The sequence below is a fragment of the Neolewinella sp. genome, from assembly GCF_965214665.1.
GTDB lineage: Bacteria > Bacteroidota > Bacteroidia > Chitinophagales > Saprospiraceae > Neolewinella.
Map to the genome: position 1 here is coordinate 533,487 of NZ_OZ243970.1, position 24,750 is coordinate 558,236.

General features: G+C 59.5%; 14 protein-coding genes and 2 tRNA genes. 11 read left to right on the forward strand and 5 right to left on the reverse strand.

The features are described from left to right. The 9 genes from ACOOHD_RS02615 to ACOOHD_RS02655 all read left to right on the forward strand — a co-directional run bounded on the left by ACOOHD_RS02615 (position 1) and on the right by ACOOHD_RS02655 (position 12,399). Positions 1 to 600, forward strand: coding sequence for a hypothetical protein (locus ACOOHD_RS02615; protein ID WP_420460010.1), 600 nt, complete (start codon positions 1 to 3; stop codon positions 598 to 600). Continuing rightward, positions 601 to 3,936 carry a VCBS repeat-containing protein gene (locus tag ACOOHD_RS02620; RefSeq protein ID WP_420460011.1) on the forward strand — a complete coding sequence of 1,112 codons (3,336 nt, stop codon included), beginning with the start codon at positions 601 to 603 and terminating at the stop codon, positions 3,934 to 3,936. It abuts the gene before it with no gap. Then, positions 3,933 to 6,422: an FG-GAP repeat domain-containing protein gene (locus ACOOHD_RS02625; protein WP_420460012.1), complete on the forward strand. Its 2,490-nt coding sequence runs from the start codon at positions 3,933 to 3,935 to the stop codon at positions 6,420 to 6,422. The genes ACOOHD_RS02620 and ACOOHD_RS02625 overlap by 4 nt, the downstream gene beginning before the upstream one ends. 66 nt (positions 6,423 to 6,488) lie before the next feature. Continuing rightward, positions 6,489 to 7,628 (forward strand): MFS transporter, encoded by a 1,140-nt coding sequence (locus ACOOHD_RS02630; protein ID WP_420461402.1) that lies wholly within the window; start codon positions 6,489 to 6,491, stop codon positions 7,626 to 7,628. Positions 7,629 to 7,687: 59 nt separating this feature from the next. Further along, positions 7,688 to 8,071 (forward strand): STAS domain-containing protein, encoded by a 384-nt coding sequence (locus ACOOHD_RS02635; RefSeq protein ID WP_420460013.1) that lies wholly within the window; start codon positions 7,688 to 7,690, stop codon positions 8,069 to 8,071. A 15-nt stretch (positions 8,072 to 8,086) separates the two neighbouring features. Continuing rightward, positions 8,087 to 9,031, forward strand: a complete 945-nt coding sequence (locus tag ACOOHD_RS02640; RefSeq protein WP_420460014.1) for a ribonuclease Z — start codon at positions 8,087 to 8,089, stop codon at positions 9,029 to 9,031. Between the two features lie 39 nt (positions 9,032 to 9,070). Then, the gene (locus tag ACOOHD_RS02645) at positions 9,071 to 9,805 is read left to right on the forward strand and encodes a 3-keto-disaccharide hydrolase (protein WP_420460015.1); all 735 of its coding nucleotides are present in this window, start codon (positions 9,071 to 9,073) and stop codon (positions 9,803 to 9,805) included. Between the two features lie 7 nt (positions 9,806 to 9,812). Further along, positions 9,813 to 10,910 (forward strand): glycerate kinase, encoded by a 1,098-nt coding sequence (locus tag ACOOHD_RS02650; protein WP_420460016.1) that lies wholly within the window; start codon positions 9,813 to 9,815, stop codon positions 10,908 to 10,910. Positions 10,911 to 10,917: 7 nt separating this feature from the next. After that, complete coding sequence (locus ACOOHD_RS02655) at positions 10,918 to 12,399, forward strand: SLC13 family permease (RefSeq protein ID WP_420460017.1); 1,482 nt, start codon at positions 10,918 to 10,920, stop codon at positions 12,397 to 12,399. 1 nt (position 12,400) lies between these two features. Here ACOOHD_RS02655 and ACOOHD_RS02660 read toward each other — a convergent pair whose 3' ends face one another. Genes ACOOHD_RS02660 through ACOOHD_RS02670 form a run of 3 tightly spaced genes read right to left on the reverse strand, consistent with a single transcriptional unit; the run spans position 12,401 to position 19,065 of the window. After that, positions 12,401 to 14,242, reverse strand: a complete 1,842-nt coding sequence (locus ACOOHD_RS02660; RefSeq protein ID WP_420460018.1) for an FG-GAP-like repeat-containing protein — start codon at positions 14,240 to 14,242, stop codon at positions 12,401 to 12,403. Continuing rightward, complete coding sequence (locus ACOOHD_RS02665) at positions 14,242 to 15,957, reverse strand: RagB/SusD family nutrient uptake outer membrane protein (protein ID WP_420460019.1); 1,716 nt, start codon at positions 15,955 to 15,957, stop codon at positions 14,242 to 14,244. Before ACOOHD_RS02665 ends, ACOOHD_RS02660 begins: the two co-directional genes overlap by 1 nt. 21 nt (positions 15,958 to 15,978) lie before the next feature. Further along, positions 15,979 to 19,065, reverse strand: a complete 3,087-nt coding sequence (locus ACOOHD_RS02670; RefSeq protein WP_420460020.1) for a SusC/RagA family TonB-linked outer membrane protein — start codon at positions 19,063 to 19,065, stop codon at positions 15,979 to 15,981. Positions 19,066 to 19,393: 328 nt separating this feature from the next. Between ACOOHD_RS02670 and ACOOHD_RS02675 the strand changes: the two genes are divergently transcribed. Continuing rightward, positions 19,394 to 19,484, forward strand: a tRNA-Ser gene (locus ACOOHD_RS02675). Next, positions 19,485 to 19,559, forward strand: a tRNA-Pro gene (locus ACOOHD_RS02680). It begins immediately after the preceding tRNA gene. Between the two features lie 48 nt (positions 19,560 to 19,607). Here ACOOHD_RS02680 and ACOOHD_RS02685 read toward each other — a convergent pair. After that, on the reverse strand, positions 19,608 to 23,405 hold the full coding sequence (locus ACOOHD_RS02685) for a glycosyltransferase (protein ID WP_420460021.1): 3,798 nt from the start codon (positions 23,403 to 23,405) through the stop codon (positions 19,608 to 19,610). Next, the gene (locus tag ACOOHD_RS02690) at positions 23,392 to 24,471 is read right to left on the reverse strand and encodes a glycoside hydrolase family 2 TIM barrel-domain containing protein (protein WP_420460022.1); all 1,080 of its coding nucleotides are present in this window, start codon (positions 24,469 to 24,471) and stop codon (positions 23,392 to 23,394) included. Before ACOOHD_RS02690 ends, ACOOHD_RS02685 begins: the two co-directional genes overlap by 14 nt. Between the last annotated feature and the right edge of the window lie 279 nt (positions 24,472 to 24,750).

Consider the following 24,750-nt stretch of genomic DNA (forward strand, 5'->3'; position numbering starts at 1 on the left):
ATGATGCACCACCTATTTTCACTGACCCTGACGGCCCTACTCTTGCTCGGTTGCCGGCCCGAGGATACCACCCCCGTAGGCCGCTACCGCACCGCGATCAAGGAAGGACTTGAAGCGCCAGCCGCGCCTATGGAGACCGTACTGGGTATCGACCTGGGCATCCCCGCCCAGGAGTTCTTCGACCGCTGTACGGCCCTCAACCAGCAGCAGCTCATCACCATGGGCGGCGGCGGCGGCACCGTCGTCGACCACGTTATGCCCAACGACCTAAACCGGCCGGCCCTGATGACCTTCCACCCCATTTTTATCGGTGAACCGCGCACCCTACAGGCGCTGGAACTCAGCTTCCGGTACGATGATTGGTCGCCCTGGAACAAACGGGCCAGCGCCGATACCCTGCTGCCCGACGTGGCCGCCTATTTCGCCAACACCTTAGGCACCGAGCTCATCGACCTCCAGCACCCACGCCGTAAGCGGGTCTTTGCCAGTGTCGACCGCAACCGTTTACTCACTCTCTGGCGCGAGGACGACAGCACCGTCAAGGGCATGATCACGGACCTTTCCACCCTCACCGGCGACCCCCTGGAACTACTGCAGTAAATGAGCCTACGCACGCTACTTCGGATTTGGGCGGGGACGCAGCTGCTGTGCCTCCTGGTGGGCTGCGATTCAGCCTCCGTAGAGAATAACGCCCCCCCCTGGGACGGGCAGACGCGTTTTGAAGCCCTTGCCCCGGACGTAAGCGGGGTGGAATTCGCCAACACCCTCGACTTTGACGAGGACTTTAATATCTACACCTACCGCAACTTCTACAACGGCGGCGGGGTAGCCCTGGGGGATGTCAACAACGATGGACTCACGGACATCTACCTGAGCGGCAACCGGGTGGCGAACCGCCTTTTCCTGAACCGGGGCGACCTGCACTTCGATGACGTTACCGGCCAAGCAGGCGTGGCCGGTCAGGCGGCCTGGAGCACCGGGGTGACCATGGCCGACGTCAACGCCGATGGCTGGCTCGATATCTACGTCTGCAACTCCGGTGATATTCAGGGCGATAACCGCCGCAACGAGCTATACATCAATCAGCGGGATGGCACCTTCGTCGAGGCGGCCGCAGACTACGGTCTTGATAACGAAGGATTGAGTACCCACGGCGTATTTTTTGACTACGACCGCGACGGCGACCTCGACTTTTACCTCCTCAACAACAGCTACCAGGCTATTGGCTCCTTTAACCTGGAAAAGAACGAGCGGCCGAAGCGGGACAGCGTCGGCGGCGATCGGCTGTACGAAAACCGGGAGGGACACTATTACGACGTAAGCGAACAGGCCGGCATCTACGGCTCCATCATCGGCTTCGGGCTGGGAGTGACGGTGGGCGACGTGGACCGCGACGGCTGGCCGGACATCTTCGTTAGCAACGACTTCTTCGAGCGCGACTACCTGTACATGAACAACCGCGACGGCACCTTTCGGGAGACGCTCACGGAGGCTATGCAGTCCATCAGCGCGGCCAGCATGGGCGCCGACCTGGCCGATATCGACAACGATGGGTACTCGGAGCTTTTCGTTACCGAGATGCTACCGTCCACCAACCAGCGCCTGAAGGAGGCCACCACCTTCGAAAACTGGAACCGCTACCAGCTCAACCTAAAGAATGACTACTACCACCAGTTCACCCGCAACATGTTGCAGCGCAACAACGGTGACGGTACCTTCACGGAGATCGGCCGCCTCAGCGGGGTGGAGGCTACGGACTGGAGCTGGGGGGCGCTCATCTTTGATATGGATAATGATGGCTACAAGGACCTGTTCGTCGCCAATGGCATTTATCAGGACCTAACTAACCGCGACTTCCTAGACTACATTGCCGACGATGAGTTTAAGCGCAAGGTGACGGCCAGCGGCAGCGTTGACTTCCAGGTGCTGGTCGATGCCATCCCCTCCAACCCCGTGCCGAATGCCGCCTTCCGTAACCTAGGGCCGGACAGTAGCTACCGCTTCGCTCCCACGGCCCGGCAGTGGGGGCTCGACCTAGAGGGCTTCACTAACGGCTCGGCCTACGGTGATCTGGACAACGATGGCGATCTCGACCTGGTCATCAATAATACCAACGCCGCCGCTCTGGTGTACCGCAACCACACCGCGGAGACGACCCGCGACAGCCTCCACTGGCTGCAACTGGAATTCCGGGGGCAGGGGGGCAATACCTTCGGCGTAGGCACCAAGGCTACGGTGGTGGCGGGCGACCGGCGGTGGTACCTGGAATACATGCCCATGCGCGGCTTCGAGTCGAGCATGCAGTACCGGCTGCATTTCGGACTGGGGGCTACCGATCGCGTAGACCGGATTGAACTGGAATGGCCCGACGGCCGGCAGTCCGCCATCGTAAGTCCTCAGGTAGACCAACTTATCGTAGTGGCTGAGGATCAGTCTATTGCAACTAATCTACAGATCATTGACCGAACGGTTAAACCAGCTCTTTTTCAGGCGAGCGATGCTGCAGCAATCGGTATCGATTTCGTCCACCAGGAAAACCGCTACAGCGACTTCGACCGCGACCCGCTCACCTACCACATGCTCAGTGCGGACGGTCCGGCACTGTGTACCGGCGACTTCAACGAAGACGGGAACACAGATGTGTACCTCGGCGGTGCCCGTGGGCAGGCGGGCGCGCTGTACCTGACCAGTGGGGCTAGCTTTCGTGGCGTAGCGACCGAATTACTGGAGCAGGACCGGGGCAGCGAGGACGTTGCTTGTGCCTGCTTCGATGCCGACGGCGATGGCGACCAGGATCTCTACGTGGTCAGCGGCAGTAGTGAATTCGGCGCCGCCTCGACGGCCCTCTTCGACCGGCTCTACCTCAACCAGGGGCGGGGACGCGCGTGGAGCAAATCGGAGCAAATCCTTCCCACCCGTAAGCAACCGGTAGCCGGCAGCACCGTGGTCCCGCACGACGTCGACGGTGACGGCGATGAGGACCTCTTCGTGGGGGCACGCCTAAGGGCCGGCCTCTACGGCGCGCCCGCCGACAGCTACCTACTGATGAACGACGGCCGCGGCACCTTTACTGAGCGCGTCCTACCGGAGCTCGGCATGGTCACCGCCGCCGGCTGGGTCGACGTCAACGGTGATGGTCAAGAGGATCTAGTGGTGGTCGGGGAGTACATGTCCCCCCAGGCTTTTTCCGTGACCGCGGATACCGTGCAGTCCATTCCCCTCCCCAAGCAGGTAGCTAGTTTAACGGGTTGGTATACTGCCCTCGCAGTAGCCGATCTGAACGGGGACGGCCTCGACGATCTGGTGCTGGGTAATCACGGACTGAACAGCCGCTTCCGGGCTACTGCGCAGAGCCCCGTCGAGCTCTACGTCAACGACTTTGACGGCAACGGCTCGGCCGAGCAGGTCACCGCGACCTTTGAGAATGGGAGGGAATATCCTACGCCGCTGTTGCACGACCTGGTAAAGCAGATGCCGGGCCTGCGCAAGCGCTACCTGAAGTACAGCGACTTCGGCAGTCAGACGATGCAGGACATCTTTGGACAGGAGGCCCTCGCGAGCGGGTTGCAGTACGCGGCCACCGAGTTCCGCTCTTTGGCGTTGCTACAGCAAGCTGGCGGTGGGTGGGAGGTACGCTACCTACCTCCGGCCGCCCAGGAAACCCCCGTGCACGCCATTCTGGCCGATGATGTCGACGGCGACGGGGATCAGGACCTGCTACTGGGTGGTAACTTCTACTACGTCAAGCCCGAGATGGGCCGCTATGACGCCGGTCGGGGACTCCTGCTACGCAACGACGGGGCGGCAAATTTCACGGCCGTACCCTGGGTGGAAAGTGGCATCAACGTCCGGGGGGAGATCCGGGCAATGGCTAAGCTTGGTGCTCACCGATACCTACTAGCGCGTAACAACGATACGCCCATCATCCTGGAATGAGGGGGACGACCACCATACTGATCCCGCTCTTGCTCCTGCTTTGCACCTGCGGCCCCGCCCCCCTGCAGGAGCCGCGCTTCGTAGACCGAACGAAAGATACGGGCATTGAAAACGTTAATCAACTGCTTGAAAGCGAAGAATTTAACATCGTCGAGTACCTATACTACTACAATGGCGGGGGAGTAGCGGCGACGGACATCAGCGGCGATGGGTTGCCGGACCTCTACTTCACCAACAATCAGGGACCGAACAAGTACTACATCAACGAGGGCAACTGGCACTTTCGCGATGCCACGGAGGAGGGCGGGGTCGCAGGTGCCATGAACTGGTCAACCGGCGTAAGCGTGGAGGACGTCAGCGGCGACGGGCTGCCGGATATCTACGTGTGCAATGTCGGAGGGTATAAGCTGCTGGACGGACGGAACGAACTCTTCGTGCAGCAACCAGACGGAAGCTTTGTGGAGCAGGCGGAGCATTACGGACTGGCTCTCAGCGGGTTCAATACCCAGGCCTACTGGTTGGATTACGATTTGGACGGAGACAAGGACGTGTACTTGCTGCGGCACTCGGTGCATAATGACGCGACCTACGGGGAGGCCCGCTCCCGGGAGACGGTCGACTCACTGGCGGGGGATAAGCTGCTACGCAATGACGGGGACACCTTCGTCGACGTGACGGCGGAGATGGGTCTGTACTCCAGTAAGATCGGCTACGGACTGAGCGCGGCGGTCGCCGATTTTGACGGCAATGGCTATCCCGATATATACGTGTGTAATGACTTTTCGGAGAACGACTACCTCTACCTGAATCAGCAGGGAAGAAGATTTACCGAAAGCATACGGGAGCGCACCGGACATACTTCTAACTTCAGTATGGGCAGTGACGTGGGCGACCTGGACCGCGATGGCCGGCCGGACCTACTGACCCTGGATATGCGACCGGGGGATGAGCAGGTGCTCAAATCTACCGCCAGTGCGGATGCCTACAATGTGTACCGGCTGAAGCGGCGGGCGGGATACTACGATCAATTGCCGCGCAACAACGTGCAGTGGAACCGGGGTGGGGGTAACTTCTCGGAGGTCGCCGAGCTGGCGGGCCTAGCGACCACCGACTGGAGCTGGTCGGTGCTTCTGGAGGACTTCGATCTGGATGGGCGGCAGGAGGTCTTCGTCGCTAACGGTATCGAGCGGCGGCCGAATGACCTGGACTACTTGAAGTTTATTAGTTCGTCGCTGGCCCGCGAGAGCAGCAACCTGGCTGTGATCAGTGAGATGCCGTCGGGGCATGTAGCGAACCAACTCTTCGTAGAGGAAGGGCCACTGCGCTACGCGGAGGCGGACTGGGGGCTAGGACTGGTGGGCAGCTCCACGGGGGCGGCCGTGGCCGACTTCGATCGGGACGGCGATATGGACCTGGTAGTCAACAACGTGAACGAGGCGGCCCGGGTGTACGAGAACCGTACCATCAGCGAGAGCGCGCAACCGGACACCCTAACTTCAGGTAGCAGGATGGTGGAGATGGGCGTGCCGCAGCGGGGATTTATGTCGCAGTCGGAGCGGGGGGCGGCGGTGTACGCTACGGCAGCCGTTCATGATCCGGTAAGCTACCGGGTCTCCGTGGTGGATACTATCGCGGGGGAGGACGCTTCGGCGGCGGCCAACTCCTTTGACCGCGAGCCCCTGCAGCCCTACGCTGGGGCAGCGACCGGTGAAGAGGTCGTGGCGAGGTACACCTCAGATGATCTAATTATTGAGGCCGCTGCGTGGCGACCCATTCGGGTGCGGCAGCGTAACGGTGCAGGGGAGTGGGTAACGCAGGAAGTAGTCGGTACCGGCGGCTGGTGGCAGTCGGTGAGCCGGGTGGGAGAGGGGGAGTTCATCCTGGGGAACTGGGGGCTGAACAGTAGTCTGGGCGTACCCACCGCAGAGGCCCCCCTGCGCCGCTACCTGGAGGACATAGACGACAATGGGCGCCTCGACCCCCTGATCACCTACGTGCGCGGGGGACGGGAGTACAGTCTGGCGGACAAGGACGATCTGACGCGGCAGTTCCCCTCCTGGCGGCGCAATAACCTGAGCTACACGGACTTCAGCCGGCGGTCGTTCGGCGAAAACTTTCCGGACCTGACCACCGCGCCGGAGCGCGTTGAAACCCTGGCACACCTGCGACTACGGGTTGCGAATGATGGTACGGTCTCCGTAGATACCCTGCCCCGCGCGGCTCAGCTTACGACGCTGAACGTAGCTTTACCGACTCCCGACGGTATTCTCCTGGGTGGCAATCGCCTGGAGGTGCTACCCCGCATCGGGCGGCAGGATGCGGCGGCCCTGCAATTGCTGCGCCCGGATGGCACCGTGCAGTTTATCGATCTGGGCGGCGAGCGCAACCGGGCGGAGGTGCGGGAGATCTGGGCGGAGGGGGTGGGCTACCGGGTGAGGTTACATACGGGGGAGGTGCTGGTCGTACAACGGCTCGACCTATTGTAATTTCGTGCCATCGAACGCCCCGCCTCCCTTCTGCGTAGCCGCATCGCCGTCGGACTTACCTTCGCGATCAACGGCTTTATCTACGCCAACTGGACCAGCCGGCTGCCCCGTCTGCAGGAGGTATACGGTATGGACAACGGGCAGACTGGCTTTGCGCTTACCTGCCTCGCCGTGGGGGCCCTGGTGGCGATGCCCCTGGCCGGCTTCCTGATCGTACGCTACGGCAGCCGACGACTTACCATTTTTTCTACGCTGGTATTTATCGCTACGGTGCCGGTCATCGCCTTCCTGCCCGGTTACCTGGCGCTGCTTTTCGTGATGCCGCTGGTGGGTGTATCGACCGGGGTGATGGACGTGGGGATGAACGCCCAGGCGGTGGACGTAGAGAAGCTCTGGGGTAAGCCCATTACCTCTTCGTTCCATGCCTGCTTCAGTGGGGGCATGTTCGTCGGGGCGGGGACGGCGGCGGGCTTCATCGCGCTGGGCTTCGACGTGGGGCAGCATTTCATTGCCGTAGCCATTCTGACCCTGGTGGCGGCCTTCTATGCACGGCCCGGTTTACTGTCCGACGATCCGGTAGCGGCGGAGGGTAGCTCGGGCTCTTCGTCTAACTTCGGTACGGCCATCATCCTGCTCGGTATCTGCTCACTCTGCACCATGATCGGGGAGGGTGGGGTGGCCGATTGGTCGCCGATCTATATGACGCGGGTGACGGGCAGTGCCGAGGCACTGGCACCGATCGGGCAGGCGGCGCTGAGTGGAGCCATGTTAGTGGGGCGTGGACTTGGCGATTACATTCGCCTGCGCTTCGGCTCGGTCAACGTAGTGCGTGGCGGATCGCTCTTGGCCTTTCTTGGCATCATGGTGGCCCTGCTTTTCCCGCTGCCCGGACTAGCCATCGCTGGCTTTGCTCTGGTGGGACTCGGGGTAGCCAATATCATCCCGGTCGTATTCAGCGAGGCCAGTAAGGTGCCGGGGCTGCGGCCGGGGGTGGGTATTTCTTCGGTCAGCACGATCGGCTACTCGGCCTTTCTGTTCGGTCCGCCCATCATTGGCTTCATCTCTGACTACCAGAATTCGCTGCTGCCGGAGGGCATGGCGCTCTTTCCGGGCATCGCCGGGCTGCGCGTGGGGCTCGGGGTGGTAGCCTTGCTGATGCTAGTGCTGCTGGCCCTGAGCGTGTTCTTCCTGCGGGTGCGTGACTAGCTAGTCTGTGGCCGATTGCCTACATTTGCCGGCTACCACGATCAACCCACCCCCTACCGATGAAATTCAGCACCGACAAGCAGGAACGCTACAGTGTCTTTACCCCCGATGAGGAAAACCTCAACTCGGCCATCGCCCCGCAGCTGAAATCCGAGTTCGTCATCATGGCCAACGAGGGCATCGCCAACCTCATCCTGGACCTCAGTAACGTCAAGTACGTCGACAGCAGCGGACTTAGCGCCATCCTCACCGCCCGCCGCCTGTGGAGCAACCTGGGCACCTTCGTAGTCACCGGCGTAGTGCACAGTGCCGTTAAGCGCCTGGTCGAGATCAGCAAGGTAGACACTGTGCTCACCATCCTGCCCACCCAGAGCGAGGCGGTCGACTTCGTCTTCATGGAGGAGCTCCAACGCGATTTACAGGCCGAGCCCGGCGACGAGTAAGCCCTCCACCACCTCATGCGCTTCGAGGTCATCATCCTCGGCTCCAACGGGGCCGTACCCACCCCGGAGCGCTACGCCTCGGCTCAGCTGTTGCGTAGCGAGGCCACTGACCTGCTCATCGACTGCGGCGAGGGCACCCAACTTCAGCTCCAGGCCGCCGGTACCGGGCTGGGCCGCACCGACACCGTCCTGATCACCCACCTGCACGGCGACCACTACTTCGGACTACCGGGCCTGCTTACCAGTCTTTCCCTTCAGGGCCGCACGACACCGCTGCGTATCGTCAGTCCGCCGGGACTACGCGCAAAACTCAGCCCCCTGCTCGAGCTCGACCGCTGGCGCCTGCCCTTCCCACTTACCTTCCAGGAGCATACGGCAACTAAGCTCAGCTTGCTTACCATGAGTGGCGAACTAGAGGTTTTCAGCTTTCCCCTGCGGCACCGTATCCCCACCAACGGCTACCTGATCCGCGAGCGGCCGCGGGAGCCCAATATTCGCAAGGACAAGATCGCGCAGTACGCGATTCCCTGGACGGCTATTCCCGATATTAAGGGGGGCGGGGACTACCGGACGGTCACCGGGAAGCTCGTTCCCCACACCGAGTTGGTAGCACCGGCGGCCCCGCCCCGCTCCTACGCTTACTGCTCGGATACGGTTTATTTTGCGGAGCTGGCCGACTACGTCCGGGGGGTGGACCTGCTGTACCACGAGGCCACCTTCTTGGAGGATATGGCGGACGAAGCAGCACAAAAGGGGCACAGCACGGCAAAACAGGCGGCTCAGGTGGCGCTACACGCCGGTGCAAAGCAGCTCGTGCTGGGTCATTTCAGTGCACGGTACCGGGACGTCGAGGCCCACGAACGGGAGGCTCGGGAGATGTTCCTCAACACCACGGCCGCCCGTGACCTGTACCACTTCACGGTGCCCTACGCCGGTCGGGCAGAAGTTGCCGGAAAGTGAACTGGACGGTGTACCTTGTCCGCAACAACACCAGCGATCATGCGTATTTCCCTTCTTTTGGTCTGTATGGCCGTGACCGGTATGGCCTGCGGGCAAATTACCGACCCTACCGCCACTGAATTCTACGAGCCGGTGCCGCCGAAGGTGCAGCCCGGTAGCGAAATGGGCGCCCCGCCCAGCGACGCCATCGTACTGCTGGGCCCCGGTGCCGACGCTAGCGAGTGGGTCGATGATGATACCCAGGGCCCGGCGGAGTGGACGAGTGAGGGAGATGCCCTGGTGGTCAAACCCGGCACGGGCTACATCAGCACCCGCCGCAAGTTTGGCGATATGCAGCTGCACGTAGAGTGGAAGTCGCCCAATGAGCCCGATAAGGAGGGCCAGGGTCGCGGCAACAGCGGTATCTTTCTACAGGGCCGTTATGAGATTCAGGTGCTGGAAAGCGAGGGCAGCGATACCTACACCAACGGCCAGGCCGGCTCGGTGTACAAGCAAACCCCGCCGCTGGTCAACGCGCTGCGGCCCCAGGGCGAGTGGCAGAGCTACGACGTCATCTATACCGCCCCGCACTTCAGTAAGGACGGCATCGTAGTGCGCCCCGCCTACGTGACGCTCCTGATGAACGGGGTGGTGGTGCTTAACCACTTCGAGATCAAGGGGCCCACGGAGTACATCGGCCTACCCCACTACCTGCCCCACGGTGACGATGTGATCAAGTTGCAGGATCACGGTAACCTGGTTTCCTACCGCAACATCTGGGTGCGGGAGCTTTAGGCCTGCGGTGCGGGTACTGGTCTGTCCGGATAAGTTTAAGGGAAGCCTGACGGCGCCTGAAGCCGCAGAGGCATTACGGCGGGGCATCGTGCGAGCAATGCCCGGAGCGGAGGTGATCGTGCACCCCCTGGCCGACGGGGGGGAGGGAAGCATGGACCTTCTACGGGGGCAGGCTGAATTGCAGGTGCGGCGGCTGCGGGTACGCGGTCCGTTACGGCGGTGGATTACGGTGGAGTACCTGCTGGGTGGTGGGCGGGCGGTGATCGAATCGGCCCGGGCCTGTGGGCTGCAGCTGGTGCCGCCGCAGCGGCGGCACCCGAAGAATACGACCACTATTGGAGTGGGCATGTTGATCGAGGATGCTCTGGCGCGGGGGGCGCGGGAGGTGACGCTGTTTCTCGGCGGAAGTGCCACGAACGACGGCGGGGCGGGTATGGCGGCCGCGTTGGGGTACCGCTTTATCGGGGCGCAGGGGGAGGATTTCATTCCGATGGCGGATTCGCTACAGTGGGTGGATCGGATCGACGGGGCAGGGCGGTTGCCGGCGCTCGCGCAGGCTACGATCACGGCGGCCTGTGATGTTACTAATTCGCTCACCGGGCCGGAGGGCGCGACGTATTCTTATGCTGTACAGAAGGGAGCGGCAGCTGAGGAGTTGGCGGATTTAGAGCTCGGTATGCTGCACTTTGCCGGCTGTATTCGACGCGATCTGGGCCAGGAGGTGTATGAGGTGCCGGGGGCCGGGGCGGCGGGTGGTCTGGGAGCGGGCGCGGTGGCGTTTCTTGGCGCACGCCTTCGCTCGGGTACCGAGGTACTGTTTGAAGCACTGGGCGTGCGGGAGTTGGCCGAAGAGGCGGATCTTATCGTGACCGGTGAGGGTGCAGTCGATGAACAGACGCTACGCGGTAAGCTGGTGGGTGGGGTACTCGGGTTTGGGCGGCCTACGGTGGTCGTATGCGGACGCAGTGCGCTCAGTGCCGCGGCGCTTGGTGCGGAGGAGGTTATACCGCTGATTGTCGAAGGAATGGACGAGACTAGGGCGGTGCGGGAAGCGGCCAAGCGAGTAGAAGCGGCCATTTATGCCTATCTAGTGAGGCGGCAGTAAGTATCATATGACGACCAAGCGTATCGGGCTCCTGCTGGGGCCGCTGTTTTTCTTTTTAATTCTGGGGCTATTCCGTCCGGCCGCCCTGGGAACGCCCGGGGTGGCGGTACTGGCTACGACGGCCTGGATGGCGGTGTGGTGGATCACCGAGGCGGTGCCCATCGCGGTGACGGCCCTGCTACCGATCGTCCTGTTTCCGCTCACGGGCGGGCTCGATCTGGAGACCACTACGGCGGCCTACGGGCACCGGTTCGTGTTTCTCTTCCTGGGGGGCTTTTTGATCGCGATGACCATTGAGAAATGGGATTTGCACCACCGGATCGCGCTGGGCACTATCGCGCTGATCGGTAGTAACGTGCGGCTGATCATTCTAGGGGCCATGGTGGCTACCTGGCTGCTGTCGATGTGGATCTCTAATACGGCTACGGCGGTGATGATGCTACCGATCGCGGCGGCCATCGTGGCGCAGTTGCGCGACGATCCTACGACCCCGGAGGTGGACGAGAACGACCAGTTCGGCAAGGCCTTCATGCTGGCCGTGGCTTACAGTGCTTCGATCGGCGGCATGGCCAGTCTTATCGGTACGCCAGTGAATTTAGTGCTAGTGGGCGTCGTCCAGGAGGCCTTCGGGGTGGAGATCACCTTTGCCCAGTGGTTCACGATCGGCTTTCCCGTTTCCCTGCTCCTGCTCGCGCTGTGCTGGTGGTACCTCACGCGGGTAGCGTTTCAGTTTGAGAAGGCGGGCTTTGCGGGGGGGCGGCAGGAGGTACGGCGGCAGCTGGCGGCGCTGGGACCGATGAGCCGGGAGGAAAAGAAGGTACTGGTGGTGTTTACCCTTACTGCCCTGGCGTGGATCTTCCGGACGAGTGTACTACAACCCTTCATTCCGGGGCTAGACGATCCCATCATCGCCATGGCGGGGGGCATCGCCCTGTTCCTCATCCCGGGCCGCTCGATCGACGAGCCGCTGCTGACCTGGCAGGAGGCGGTGCGGTTGCCGTGGGGGATTATCCTGCTGCTGGGTGGTGGTTTTGCGCTAGCCAGTGGGTTCGGGGGAAGTGGGCTGGCGGATTTCATCGGGTCATCGTTACGCGTGCCGGAGCACGTAGGCTTGATCGTGGTCATCCTGCTCATCACTACGGCGGTGAACTTTCTGACTGAAATCACGAGCAACGTGGCGACCACCTCGATGCTAATGCCGGTGTTTGCCGCGGCGGCCATCCCCCTGGGTATCCACCCCTATGCGCTGATGGTGCCGGCCACCCTGGCGGCTACCTGTGCCTTCATGCTACCGGTGGCCACACCGCCCAACGCGGTGGTGTTCGGCTCGGGCTACCTGACGATACCGGATATGGTGCGGGCGGGACTGTGGTTGAACCTGATTTCTATCGTGGTGATCACGCTGTTTTGCTACTTCGTGCTACCGTTGTTGTGGGGCTTTGATGCGGGGATAGTGCCGGAGTGGGGGGCGGTTCGCGGTGTGAACTAAATTACCGGTGTACGATCACCCGGATACGTTGCCTACCTGCGATGGTGCGCACCTCCAGGTGATACAGGCCGGATGCGAGGTGCTCGGCTACGGGGAGCCGACGCTGCCCCATTTTCAACTCAGCGCTGGACAACAGCCGCCCCGCCATATCAAAAAGGCGAAGCTGAGCGCTTTCCTGCGCGGTCTGCGCCGGAGAGTTTATAAAAATCGTTCCACCACTCGGGTTAGGGTAGACCCTATATCCTAAGTCCGTAGAGGGCGCTTTCGGACTGTCGGTGGCGGTAAGTGCACCCCCTTCTACGAAGGCATACTGAGTGTCGACGGAAGGTAGTTCAATAACCTCCCGACCACCCGGGGCCGGCCAGTCGATGACCAGGCTATCGATGGTGGTGGTGCTGCCCAGTCCGAAGTGTAGGACCGGACTGTGGCTGGAGAGGTAGCTGCCCCCGGCGGTCAGCTCGCGTAGTGTGGTGTGGTCCGGAGTATACAACCGTACCCGGGCACCGACGGCGGATGCATTTGCCGTGGTACCCTTTAACTGTAGCTGTACCCAGTGCCCGCCACTTTGTGTATTGTTCTCATAGATGAGTGCGCGTGCGGTGTGATTTGGGTCAAGCCTTACCCCAGCCACCACTAAATCCAGGTCACCGTCTCGGTCCAGATCGCCGTAGGCCACCCCCCGGGCTTTATTGGCTACGGTAGCCGGCAAAATGAGATCGCGCGATGCATCGTCAAAGAGCAGATCCTTATCGCGACTGAGGTACACGCGGTTATACTGCGGCACATCGAGGGCATACAAAAAACCCTTGTTAGCGTACAGGTCTAGGTAGCCATCCTGATTGAAGTCCTGCATCACGGTGCCCCAGCTCGAGCCGCTGCCGTCGTTGACGTAGTACTGCCGGGCGCTCTCGGTGAACGTGCCGTCGGGTTGACTGAGGTATAGGCGGTTATCGCCTATGTTGGTGACGTAATAATCCAGTCGTCCGTCACCATTTACATCACCACTACTGATGCCCATGGCATTGATGGCCGCCCGCATTGCGGTACGCTCGCTGACCCGCTCGAAGGACGGATTGCCTACCACGCCACTGTTTCGGAGTAGGTTGTTCGGCTCGTAGAAGTCGCCGAAGTCGTTGAGCACGAAGAGGTCCGCTGCCCCATCGCCATCGTAATCGGAAAATAGGGTAGCCAGGGTGCAGCCGGCACGTTCATCTGGAAGGGGGGACTCCGTAAGGGTAAATCGTAAGTTCCCCTCGTTGCGGTAGAGAAAGTCGGTCTCGGCGCGGGTGATATGTTGTTCGAAGGGCAGTGCGCTGTAAGCGACGTAGTTGCCGACGTAGATATCAAGGTCACCGTCGCCGTCGTAGTCAGCCAGGGTAGCACTACTGGACCAGACTTGCTGGGTGATGCCGGCCGCCCTGGACCGATCCACGAATGACTCACCTCCCTGATTAAGCAGCAGATGGCAGTGGTCTCCCTGACCAGTGGTGAGCAGGAGATCGGTGTAGCCGTCGTTGTTAAGGTCGCCAGCCACCACGCCTACGGTGTTGAGACCGCGCAGGCCATCGATTCGCCGCTCGCGGCTTACGTCGCTGTAGGTACCATCCCCGCGGTTTTCGTAGAGCTTGTCGGAGCCTAATCCGCCGGTGAGGTAAATGTCCGGCCAGCCATCATTATTATAGTCGAATACGGCTACGCCGCCGGCCATACCGGTAGGGTCGTAGGTATAGTGGTCAATGCCTGACGAAAGAGCCCGCTCCACAAACTGCTGGGTGTGGAGCGGGCCCGGGTGAAGGATGAGACTGAGGGCGACTGCCGCCGCCGGTACACCATTTAACCGCATCAGTAGTCGGGGTTCTGCCCCAGATTGGGGTTAGCTTCCACCTCGCTCAGTGGAATGGGCAACAGATCGTAGCGGTCGGGGTAGACGTTTTCAAACTGACCGGTCTGAAAGGTGCTGAACGTGAGCTGGGCGGGGTCGAACACGTGTTGTGGACCACCTTCCGCGGCGGTAGGTACGCCATCGCGGTCGATACGAATGCCGGTAAACGTAGCATTGAGTACTTCGGAAGCGGTGCCCCAACGGCGAAGGTCAAACCAGCGGTGGTTTTCGAACACCAGTTCGATACGGCGCTCGTGGCGGATACGCTGGCGCATCTCATCCTGTGAGAGGCCATCGGCCAGGGGGGGAAGCGCAGCCCGGCGCCGTACGCGGTTGACGGCATCGTATACCATTTCGCTCGGTCCGTTAGCCTCATTTTCCGCCTCGGCGTAGATGAGTAGGATTTCGGCGAAGCGGATTTCCTGCCAGGCCGTACGGCTTACGCCCTCGGGGGCGAAGCCAAGTGCCGGGTCCACCCATTTTTGTACCAGATAGCCCGTAATCGATGCATTACCATCACGTTGCTCGCCAGGCCCCTCATTGAAGGCATTGTACTCCATATCGATGAAGGGTTCGCCACGGGAGGGAGACACTTCACTGAACTCGGCACCGTGGTAGAAAATGGAGGCATAGAAGCGCGATTCCCGATTACTGTATGGGTCCTGTAGGGTATACCCGGAAGCAGGGTCATCGATATCGAGCCCGTCGGCGGTCTGAAAAGCATCAACGAGCTCCTGGGTCGGATCGGTCTGCCCACCGTTGTCGTTGCGCCAGCGCACGGGCCAGTTGCCGCGGTCGAACTGGTGGGCACGCTCGGGGGGCAGGAAGGTGATCTCGTAGAGCGTCTCTACGTTGCCACCGTAGGAGAGAAAAAGTTCCCGGTAGTTGCTGGCTGCTTCCTCCGCATTGGCTGGTTCGGCGCCGAATAATTCCAAGCCGTCGTTGTCCTCTCCATTGATGAGACGGTCGGCTAGGTTGGCAGCTTGTTCGTATCGTTCGGCGTACAGCATGGCACGGGCGTGCAGTCCGATGGCCCCTTGCCGGTTCAGCGCCCCAACCGGTGCATCTGATTTATTGGGCAGGCCTTCTGCGGCAAGGCGAAGTTCCTGATCGATGAAATCGTATACCTCGGATATGGGGGTACGGCCGGGAAGTAGATTGTCACTTTCCAGGGTTTGAGCTTCGGTGAGCACAGGTACGGCACCGTAGCGGCGTACCAGGTCCCAATAAAACCAGCCGCGTACAAAATGTAGGCTGGCCGAGGCCGTCGTTTTGAATTCCTCGTCAAAATCTGCATCCGGCAGGGCAGCTAACAGTTCGTTGGCGTTACGAATGGAGGTGTAGGCTGGCCCCCAAATGTCCAGACCCCCCATATTGGTGGGTTGGATGTTGCCGGTACGGACTACCGAATTGGAGGGTACCCAGCCGCTCTTTGAGCGCGCCTCATCGGAGATGGAGGCTAACAAGTAGTTGTTTCCGTAGCCGGCGCCGGGACTGTTGTACTGCCCGGCGGGCAGGGAGCCGATGATGTTGTTTAAGTAGGCGTCGGCTAGCCCCTGATCGGTGAACACGACATCGGATGACACCTGGTCGATGGGGGTGAGGTTTAGGTAATCCTCACTACAGGAGGTCACCGAGAACAGGCAGGCTAGCAGGTAGGGATATAACTTTTGCATGATAGTGGTAGTTGGGGGCATTTAAAATTCCAGCTGCAGACCGGCCGAGACGACCCGTGCAATGGGGTAAAACAGCGAGTTACCGTTGTTTCCCTCCGGGTCACCGATGGAGACATTGGTGAAGGTCAGCAGGTTGGTGGCCGATACACTGAGTTGAAGCTTATCGATGCCCGTACGGTCAAACAGACCGGGAAGCTCCTTAAAATCATAGGAGAGTCGTGCGTTGCGTAGCCGCACGAAGTTGATATTTTCGACGAAGAAGTCGCTCCGTTGGTTATTGTTGTTGTTGCCATCGGGCAGGATACGGGGATAGCGCGCACCGGTATTTTCGGGAGTCCATGAATCGTTCAGGACATCAAAGTTGTTGCCTACACTGAGGAGGAACCCACGGGGGGCAATCTCGCGGGCGTAGTCACCGGCCCCCTGAAAGTTAAGGGCCAGAGAGAAACCGGTATAGTTAAAGTTGAGGTTAAGGCCGTAGATCACGTTGGGCGTGGAGCTTCCACCGATGATGACCCGGTCATCATCGTTGATCACCCCGTCGGGCGCGCCGGTAAGGTTACCGTCAGCGTCCCGGCCATTGATGTCTCGATAACGAATATCGCCGGGTTGCAGGGTGCCGAACTGCTGTGGGCCCTCATCGATTTCCTGCTGGGTCTGGTAGAGGCCATCGGAAAGGTAGCCTCGGAATACACCAATTTCGTTACCCTCAAGGCTGGTAGCGGGATTGACCCCCTCCGGCTCGTCGATGAACACAATCTCATTACGTACTAAGGTCAGGTTGCCGTCTACCTTGATCTCCACCGGGCCGATGTTGTTGCGGTGGCGAGCGGTGAACTCCCAGCCCCAACTGTCTACAATGCCAATATTTTCGGCCGGGAGTCTAGCACCGAAGGTGAGTGGTACGGAGAGGTTTCTGGCGGCGAGAATATCCTCGGTACGCTTTTGATAATAATCTACCTCAAGGCCAAACTTGCCTTCTAAAAATCCAGCTTCGAGGCCTATATCGGTAGTCTTTGCCCGCTCCCAGGTCACATTGGGGTTAGCCACAACCCCGGGGGTCACCCCCGGCTGAAATTGTCCGTTCTCCACATAGCCACCCGCAAACGGGAAACCAGACAGAAATTGGAACCCAGCGATGCGGTCATTACCGGTTATACCCCACGAACCTCGCAACTTGAGGGTACCAAGCCAGTCGATTCCTTGCATCCAAGGCTCTTCGGAAACCCGCCAGCCGGCAGAAAAAGCGGGAAAGTACCCAGTACGGGTATCCTCAGGAAAGATGGAGGACTTATCCACCCTGATGTTGGCCTGTAGGAGGTACCGGTTTTTAAAACCGTAATCCACTCTGGCCACGTAGCCCCGACGGGTAAGCTCAGAACCGGAGCCATCGTTCTCGTCGTTGAGCGGGTTACCCGCGAAGAATTGTTGAAGCGTGGGGGAAAGAAAGCCATCGCGGAATGCTGACAAGTAGTTGCCCCGCTGGCCGATCTGCTCGAAGAGGGCTAATCCCGCTACGTAATGATCGCCTATTTCACGGGTGTAACGCAGACTAAGTTGTGTGGTCAACTGCCGCGAGTCGTCGCGCCGCTCTCGTAACGAACTGATGTTATCGCTCTGAAGCGGGATGTACTCCCCGGTAGCCTCATTTAACTGATAGCTGGTGTACGGGGTAAAGAAGGTTCGGTTGGTGACATTAGCCGCATCGTAAGAGAAAAGGCCCCTGGCGGAGAGTCCCGTTACGAAGGGCAGCTCGTAGTTGAGCTGAAAATTAGACTGGAATACGAAAAATTCTTCCTCACGCGAACCGTTCAGGTTAGCATCTCCGAAGGAGTTTCCACTAAAACCGTCAAAGCCCAGGGAACCGGGTGGCAGGCCCTCCGCGCCCTCGATACCGTCAAGAAATACGGGATTGAGGGGATTGGCGCGCAGGACGTTGGAGAAGATCTCCCCGTCGTCGTCGGCCGAGCGAAGCCGCTCCTCGATACGCCCCGAAAGGTCGAAGCTAAGGGTAAGGCCTGGTGCCACGTCGGCATCTACGTTCGAACGGACGTTGTTGCGGCTGTAGCCCGCGTTTTCCAAGAAGCCCTCCTGGTCGAGCCGGCCGTAGGCGAAAAAGTAGCGTAGGTCCTCGCTGCCGCCATCCACCGACATATTATACTGCCGCTGAGGGGCCGAGTTAGTCAGCGTTTGATTCCACCAGTCGTAGCTGGGCAGGCGCCCGGCGCGCGCATCCTCCAATAGATTAGCGAAGGGAAGCTGATCGTCAGGAGTACCTTCATTAGATAGCGCCTGGCGGTAGGCGATCACATACTCGTTGGCATCCATCAGTTCGGGCCGGCCGGCCGGGGACTGCCGACCGATGTTACCGTCAAAGTGGAACTGGGGTTTACCAACCCGACCCCGGCGGGTAGTGATAAGCAGTACGCCATTGGCCGCCCGTGAACCATATACGGCGGTGGAGGCAGCGTCCTTCAGGGCAGTTACGCTAGCTACTTCGGCCGGATTGATGCGGGCGAAGCTACGCTCTACGCCGTCCACCAATACGAGCGGGCTATTATTGCCCAGGGTACTACGGCCACGAATCTGGAAGGCCGCATCGTCGAAGCCGGGTTGGCCGGTCGTCTGCACGGCAATTACCCCGGAGAGTTTGCCGGCTAGGTTAGCCGATAGGTTCGGCGTGGGGGCCACATTAATCTCCTGCCCCTCGATCTGGGAGACCGAGCCAGTTACGTCCGCTTTTTGCTGCGTGCCGTAGCCGATTACCACCACCTCCTCGAGCTGAGTAGCATCGGTGAGTAGTACGATGTCTAGCACCGTCTGACCACCAACCGCCACCTCCTGGGCCGTGTAACCGATGTAGGAAAAGCGTAGGACTGCCTCCGGTCCACTGACCGTGATAGAGTAGTTACCGTCAAGATCGGTCACCGTGCCGCTGCTCGTACCGGCTTCCACTACGGTGACGCCGATGAGCGGAAAGCCATCCTCATCCAGCACCGTACCGGTGACGGGGTCGGCCACCTGAAGGCCGGCGGCAAGTAGGGTAGAAGAACAAAGTAGGGTGAGCCAGCAGACTAGCAGCAGTCCGCGGCGAATGTTGATTAGCATGAACCTTAAGTTTCATTAGTGAGAATGATCGGGCGATGCAGCTTCCGTAATGGGTAGTGCAATCGTTTGCAATAATAATCAAACCCGGTTCAATATCCCAAAGCTCGAAAGGAATTTGTTGAGACCTTGCCGTGCAAGTCGAGATTGGCGAGCAACCGGTTGCAACTAATACACATTGGGGGTACGTGGTGTAAAGTGCTACCTGCAGTTACATCCCCTCCTCTGCCGTTTTGTCCTTGGACTGGGCTGACTCAAAATAATTGGCCGAATGCTTTGGCGGGTGCGGGGTGGGCTGTAGCTTTGCCTCGCCTTAGCAACAAGCACATCCGGAGACGTGGGTGAGTGGCTGAAACCACCGGTTTGCTAAATCGACGTACTCTAACAGGGTACCGCGGGTTCGAATCCCGCCGTCTCCGCCACGGGGCATAGCGCAGTCCGGTTAGCGTGCCTGCTTTGGGAGCAGGAGGCCCCAGGTTCGAATCCTGGTGCCCCGACTGGGATAGTAAAAGGGACGATCGCGGTGGTGGCGATCGTCCCTTTGTTTATTTCGGCAGGAGAGGGGAGCGCACTGAGTGGGAATACGTACCATCGGTAACCGTAAGCATAATCTGATACGCTAGGTGATTCTCGGGCAGTTGTACCTCAATGTGAGCTCCTTCGCCGAGTTGGCGAAGCGCAATGGGATTGCCGTAGGCATCCGTTTTCACCAGATTCCAACTTAAGGAGTAGCCCCCGAAGGGGGTAGGAGCCGGCATCCATTCATCGCCATCCCGCGCCAACGCCCGATAAGTATACGACTGTCCTACGATGGGCTGTAGCGCCGGGGCGAGCACGGCAACAGCAGGTAAGTGGATGGCGGCCAAGGGCCTGTCGGCCCACAACTCGCTCAGGGTAACATAGTCTCCGGTGGGACGGCTGCTAAAATCGAGCAGCCCATCGAAGGATAACTTGCCCTTGCGCCATTCATTTTGCCAGTTGGAGACTACCGCGTAGGCTTGGTTGGCTGAGGGTGGTAAGGCGGCAAGATGCTGAGCGTCGATATCTCCGAGGACCACCCGGCCGGCGTAGCGGTCCAATACCTCGGTGAGTGCCCGGGCGGACAGGGAGCTTTCCCCAACCGTCAGGCCTACAGCATCTAACGGACCCTCCAGAAGTTCGTATTCTTCCAGCAACTGGATACCTTCCGTCGTCGCGGCGACCGCGACCATGACCGCCCGCTCGGGATCGACCTGTTTGATGTCGCGGATCAGTGCACCCAGCCAGTTGAGGTAGGCCACGCGCTGCCGGTGTAGGGTGGGTTGCAGGTGATGGGCCGCAAGGTTGGATAGTACGTCATTGCCGAAGTTCCAGTGAAGCAACATTTGGCGGTCTACCTGGTCGCGGACCTGATCAATAATTTCGTCGTGCAACTGCGCTAGTTCCGTGCTATCTGCTACGAAGTCAATCGTCTCCGAGACCCAGAAGTTATAGATGACCTTTAACCCAAATTCCTCGGATATGGTCATGAGGTTGTAGTCATACATGCCCGGTAGGGTAATCCGGATAGCATTGATTCCCGCTGCGTGCATCAGACCGAAGTCATGCTCCAGGTTATCACGCGAGGGGATGTAGCGGTGGGTACTCCAACCCGCTCCTTTCTTATAGCCTACGGCACGGACGGATTGGCTCGGTAGCGGACGGCCACGCCAGAGCGTGGCGGTAGCCCAGTTGGCATGCCCCGTATCCGCTGTCGCCGTGGCGGGCTCCACATTGAACAGCGTGTAGGCATCTAGGGTCCAGTCCAGCCGCTGACTGGGTCCGTGTTCGCTGCGGGCGGGGAGGTTCTCGTCAAATGCGCTGTTGAAGGCCACGATCGCATGAATCTCGGGCAGGCTATCCAGGATGAACTGGCGGGAGGCCCGTACCCACTCCCGTTTTTCGACGGGGGTGCCAAGGGAGCCAAACTCCGCCACGATGACCGGCGTGGGGGGAAGGTCGGCGAGTTGTTCGGCAAAAGGAGCATAGAGCTCCCGGAAGGATCGGACCGGCAGGCTATCATAAACCGGGCCGTAATTCAGGGTGGTCAACCCAATATAGTCCACGAAATCCTTGCCAGGGTAGTAGGAGGATACCGCCTGTGGTTGCCAGGGGTTCCACACCCAGCGAACATTCCCAGCGCCTAGCTGCTGAAAGATGCCGTGGACGCGGCGCCAGGCCGCAATGAAGTCCTCGGGCTGGTTGTCGCCCGCCGTAGACCAGGGGTATCCGGGGTTATCGAACTCATGCGCAAAACGTAAGTACACCGGCCGTTCAAGTGCGGCAAGTTGCTGGGCGAAAGAGATGACGTACTCGTCAAACCTGCCCTCAGCGATAGCTTTCAGGCCGCGCCTTTCTTGCCTAAGCAAAGAGTCCGTACCGCTACCTGGAAAATGGCTGACCCAGGGCTCCCAGGTGATCATCGGATCAAACCCCCGGGCAGTAATGGACTGCAGGTGATTCAAGATGCGGTCGTTCTCCATGCCGCCGCTCCAGGGTATATAGCTTGAGACTATATCTACGGGAGTGTGCGCCCTGGGCTCGATCCGATTGATGGAGCTCAGCTCGGAAAGGCCGCTCCCATCCGCGGGAAAGAAAATACCTAGTTTGGGTGCGGTCGATGTGGTAGCAGTGGGGGCGGCGGGTTCGATCATCTCGAATTCCTGTTGGTTGTAAAGAGACATGAGTAGGCTGGTAGCACCTACAATAGCGACCAGGATGAAGGGAGCAAGCTTTCTTACCGTCACCGTCATAGCATCCAGCGCCCACAGCAGTTGACGCTTGGCGTGGCGACCGACGGTACGCGCCGGGCTTGGTAATTTGCTTCTAAACACGCCGTTGCGATTCGTGACTCCAAAGGCCAGATATACACTGAAAAACATGAAGGATGCATTCAGCAAGGCAAAGCAGGCCATGATGAGCGAAAATGGAGTAAAGTCACGGGACAGACCGTAAACGATGGCAGCTAGCGAGGCAATTCCGATGGTCAGATTAGGCAGCAGCAGCGTGTAGTGCGTAGCGTCCTCGTCGTTCTTTGGAGTTGGTAGATACGGCACCTTCTTATTTACGAGCGTATAGAAAAAACCGAGGGCAAACACCCACCACGTCAGAATTTCCAGGATGCCACCAACGATATGGAACCCCCGTTCATCGTCGGATATCAGCCACTTCTGTATATAAAAGCGGAGGATGAAGGACGTAAAGATGACCGGACCGATCAGAAGCAGAAAAAAACCAAAGTTGCCCGTCCAGGGTACTTCGGACCATACCAGGGACAGGATTGGGATGAGAAAGCCGATGAAGTAGACCACCCCGGCCAGATAGTGCACCGGCATGAGGGCGTAATGGAGGCGCTGCCGCCAGGTGAGCCGACTGAAAATGCGGGGATACACCTTGACTAGTAGGTCGAAGGTGCCGCGTGACCATTTAAGCTGCTGCTTAAAGTAGGCGGTGATACTAGCCGGCACCAGGCCCTTAGCCAGAATGCGTGGTACGTAGACCGACTGCCACCCCTCGCGGTACAGTAGCATGGCGGTATGCATATCTTCTGCTAGCCCGGGGGCGTGCCCGCCTATGCTATCGAGCGCCTTGCGCCGGAAAGTGCAATTGGCACCGATGGCGTTGACGGTGCCGTAGGTGTTCATCGACATCATCATCGGCCCGTAGAAGTGGAACGTCTGCTGGGCGGATCCCTTCGCTACCAGGGAGTCGAACTTATTGTAATAGGCCTGCACGGTCTGCACGAAGCCAATTGACTCGTTCTGAAAGTGCGGAATGATGTGGTCTAAGAAGTCCGGCTCGGGAATGTGGTCTGGATCCAGTATCAGACAGATCTCACCCGTTGCCTGCCGTAAGGCATTGTTGATGTTTCCGGCCTTGGCATCCACCCGAACGCTGCGCGTCACGTGTATGACGCCGATTTCGCTGCACAACTGTTTCAGGTAGGGGTCATCGGCCTCGTCGCATAAATAGGTGGTGTGGGGATACCTGATGGCCTGAATCGCCCGTAGGGTAGTTTCAATCATGTCGTAGGGCTCACCCGGGAAATAGGTGGTCAGTACGTCTACGGTAAACGTTTGCTTTAATTCCGGAGTTAGTGGCACCTTAATCGCGGCATAGTAATACCAGAGGCTCATATCGCGGACCAGCCCGTAGACGATAACGCAGGCCAAGAGCGCGTACAGCAAAGGCTCTCCGTAATAGCGGGGCTGGAAAAAATTGTAGCAAAAGTGGACGATGCTGATCACCCCGGTAACAATCAATAAGCGGATAATCAGCTGTTCGCGAAACGTTGGATTGCGTACAATGGGGTCATTTAGTTTCATTGGAGGCGACTACGTAAAAGGGAATATTGGCGGTAGAGAAAAAACCATCGGAACTCTCCGCGTAATAATAAATACGGTAGGGACCTGGCTGGTCCGGCGTACGGAAGCTAGTCGAATCGCGGTCGCAACGAAGGAACAAACCTGCGATTGGATCGGGACCGAATCCTAGTTCACCCTGCCCCCTCCAGTCTTCTGCGCGGACTTCCCACTTAAAGGTCAGCTCCGATGGTGGTAGACCAGCATACTGGACCTTTGCCATGGCCGAGGTTCCGGCGGGTAGCATGATACTTTCCTGTCCTCCCCGTTCGTCTAGCAGTAAATACGCAACCTGAGGGCCAGGGAAGGGGGCGGAACGCTCCTGCCATAAATTGCCGAGCGCGAAGGCCGGTTCGCTGCTTCCCCCGGTGGCAGACAGCAGGCTGAACCAAGTGGGCGTACGCTCGTATTTCGCTCCCCAGTAAAACGCCAGGTTACCCAGCAGGCGGCGATCCGCAGACCGAGACACCTCCCCAAGGTAACGGTCGCGCAGATGCTGCGCTTTGGTGGTGCTGGGAGATTCCAGCGGCGCTCCCCAGAGCGTAGTTTGCTCCTCCCACGGCCCGTTGAAGCTCCATTCTGAAATGAGATAAGGGCCCCGCCAAACGGGAGTAAGCAGGTCGCGGGTGCGATCAAAGGTGGAAAGGTTGCCAAACATGTTTAGCGAAATAAAATCGATGCGTAAGCCAGCCCAACCCGTATACAGGCTAAGCAACTGGTGCGGTATGACCGCCGTACTCACGGGGTGGTCAGCATCGAGAGCACGCACGGCATCCGCTAGCTGATTGTACTGTTGTAGGAAGCCTGCGTCGTACCCATTCTGGAAAATCTCGTTTCCAAGCATCCAGAACAGTAAGGCCGGATGGTCCCGATGGCGGTCTACCAGGGCGAGGATTGAATCGGTAAGGGGCGTTAGGGTCGGAGCGGTTGCCTTGTCATCGTAGGCCGGCAACGGGATATCCACCACTACCGCCAAGTCCAGCCGCAGGGCTCGATCCAGTAGCTGTCCTAGGCTGTCAGGTGAGTACACTCTAAGGGTGTTAGCACCGTAAGCACGAAGCTTTCCCAAGTGGTCTGCCCCGGCTGCTCCCCTCACGTAGAACGGCTTACCATGGCGTAGCAATTGATAGCCCCTGGAGTCTGAGTAGCTGACATGGACGGTTCCCGTGCTGGAGTAAGCAGCATCCCATGTACAGGAAACGAAGCAGAATGACAGCAGTAGGTACAGCGCTGAAGCTGGTGTGAGGAGTCGTCTCAAAGCTTGTTCTGGATTGTTCAAAATGTCTAAAAGTCCGATAAAGCAACTCCC

Bases quoted from the DNA above. Each gene is read 5' to 3' on its own strand.
- ACOOHD_RS02615 (WP_420460010.1), top strand. From the start codon at position 1: ATGATGCACCACCTATTTTCACTGACCCTGACGGCCCTACTCTTGCTC.
- ACOOHD_RS02620 (WP_420460011.1), top strand. From the start codon at position 601: ATGAGCCTACGCACGCTACTTCGGATTTGGGCGGGGACGCAGCTGCTG.
- ACOOHD_RS02625 (WP_420460012.1), top strand. From the start codon at position 3,933: ATGAGGGGGACGACCACCATACTGATCCCGCTCTTGCTCCTGCTTTGC.
- ACOOHD_RS02635 (WP_420460013.1), top strand. From the start codon at position 7,688: ATGAAATTCAGCACCGACAAGCAGGAACGCTACAGTGTCTTTACCCCC.
- ACOOHD_RS02640 (WP_420460014.1), top strand. From the start codon at position 8,087: ATGCGCTTCGAGGTCATCATCCTCGGCTCCAACGGGGCCGTACCCACC.
- ACOOHD_RS02645 (WP_420460015.1), top strand. From the start codon at position 9,071: ATGCGTATTTCCCTTCTTTTGGTCTGTATGGCCGTGACCGGTATGGCC.
- ACOOHD_RS02655 (WP_420460017.1), top strand. From the start codon at position 10,918: ATGACGACCAAGCGTATCGGGCTCCTGCTGGGGCCGCTGTTTTTCTTT.
- ACOOHD_RS02660 (WP_420460018.1), bottom strand. From the start codon at position 14,242: ATGCGGTTAAATGGTGTACCGGCGGCGGCAGTCGCCCTCAGTCTCATC.
- ACOOHD_RS02665 (WP_420460019.1), bottom strand. From the start codon at position 15,957: ATGCAAAAGTTATATCCCTACCTGCTAGCCTGCCTGTTCTCGGTGACC.
- ACOOHD_RS02670 (WP_420460020.1), bottom strand. From the start codon at position 19,065: ATGCTAATCAACATTCGCCGCGGACTGCTGCTAGTCTGCTGGCTCACC.
- ACOOHD_RS02685 (WP_420460021.1), bottom strand. From the start codon at position 23,405: ATGAAACTAAATGACCCCATTGTACGCAATCCAACGTTTCGCGAACAG.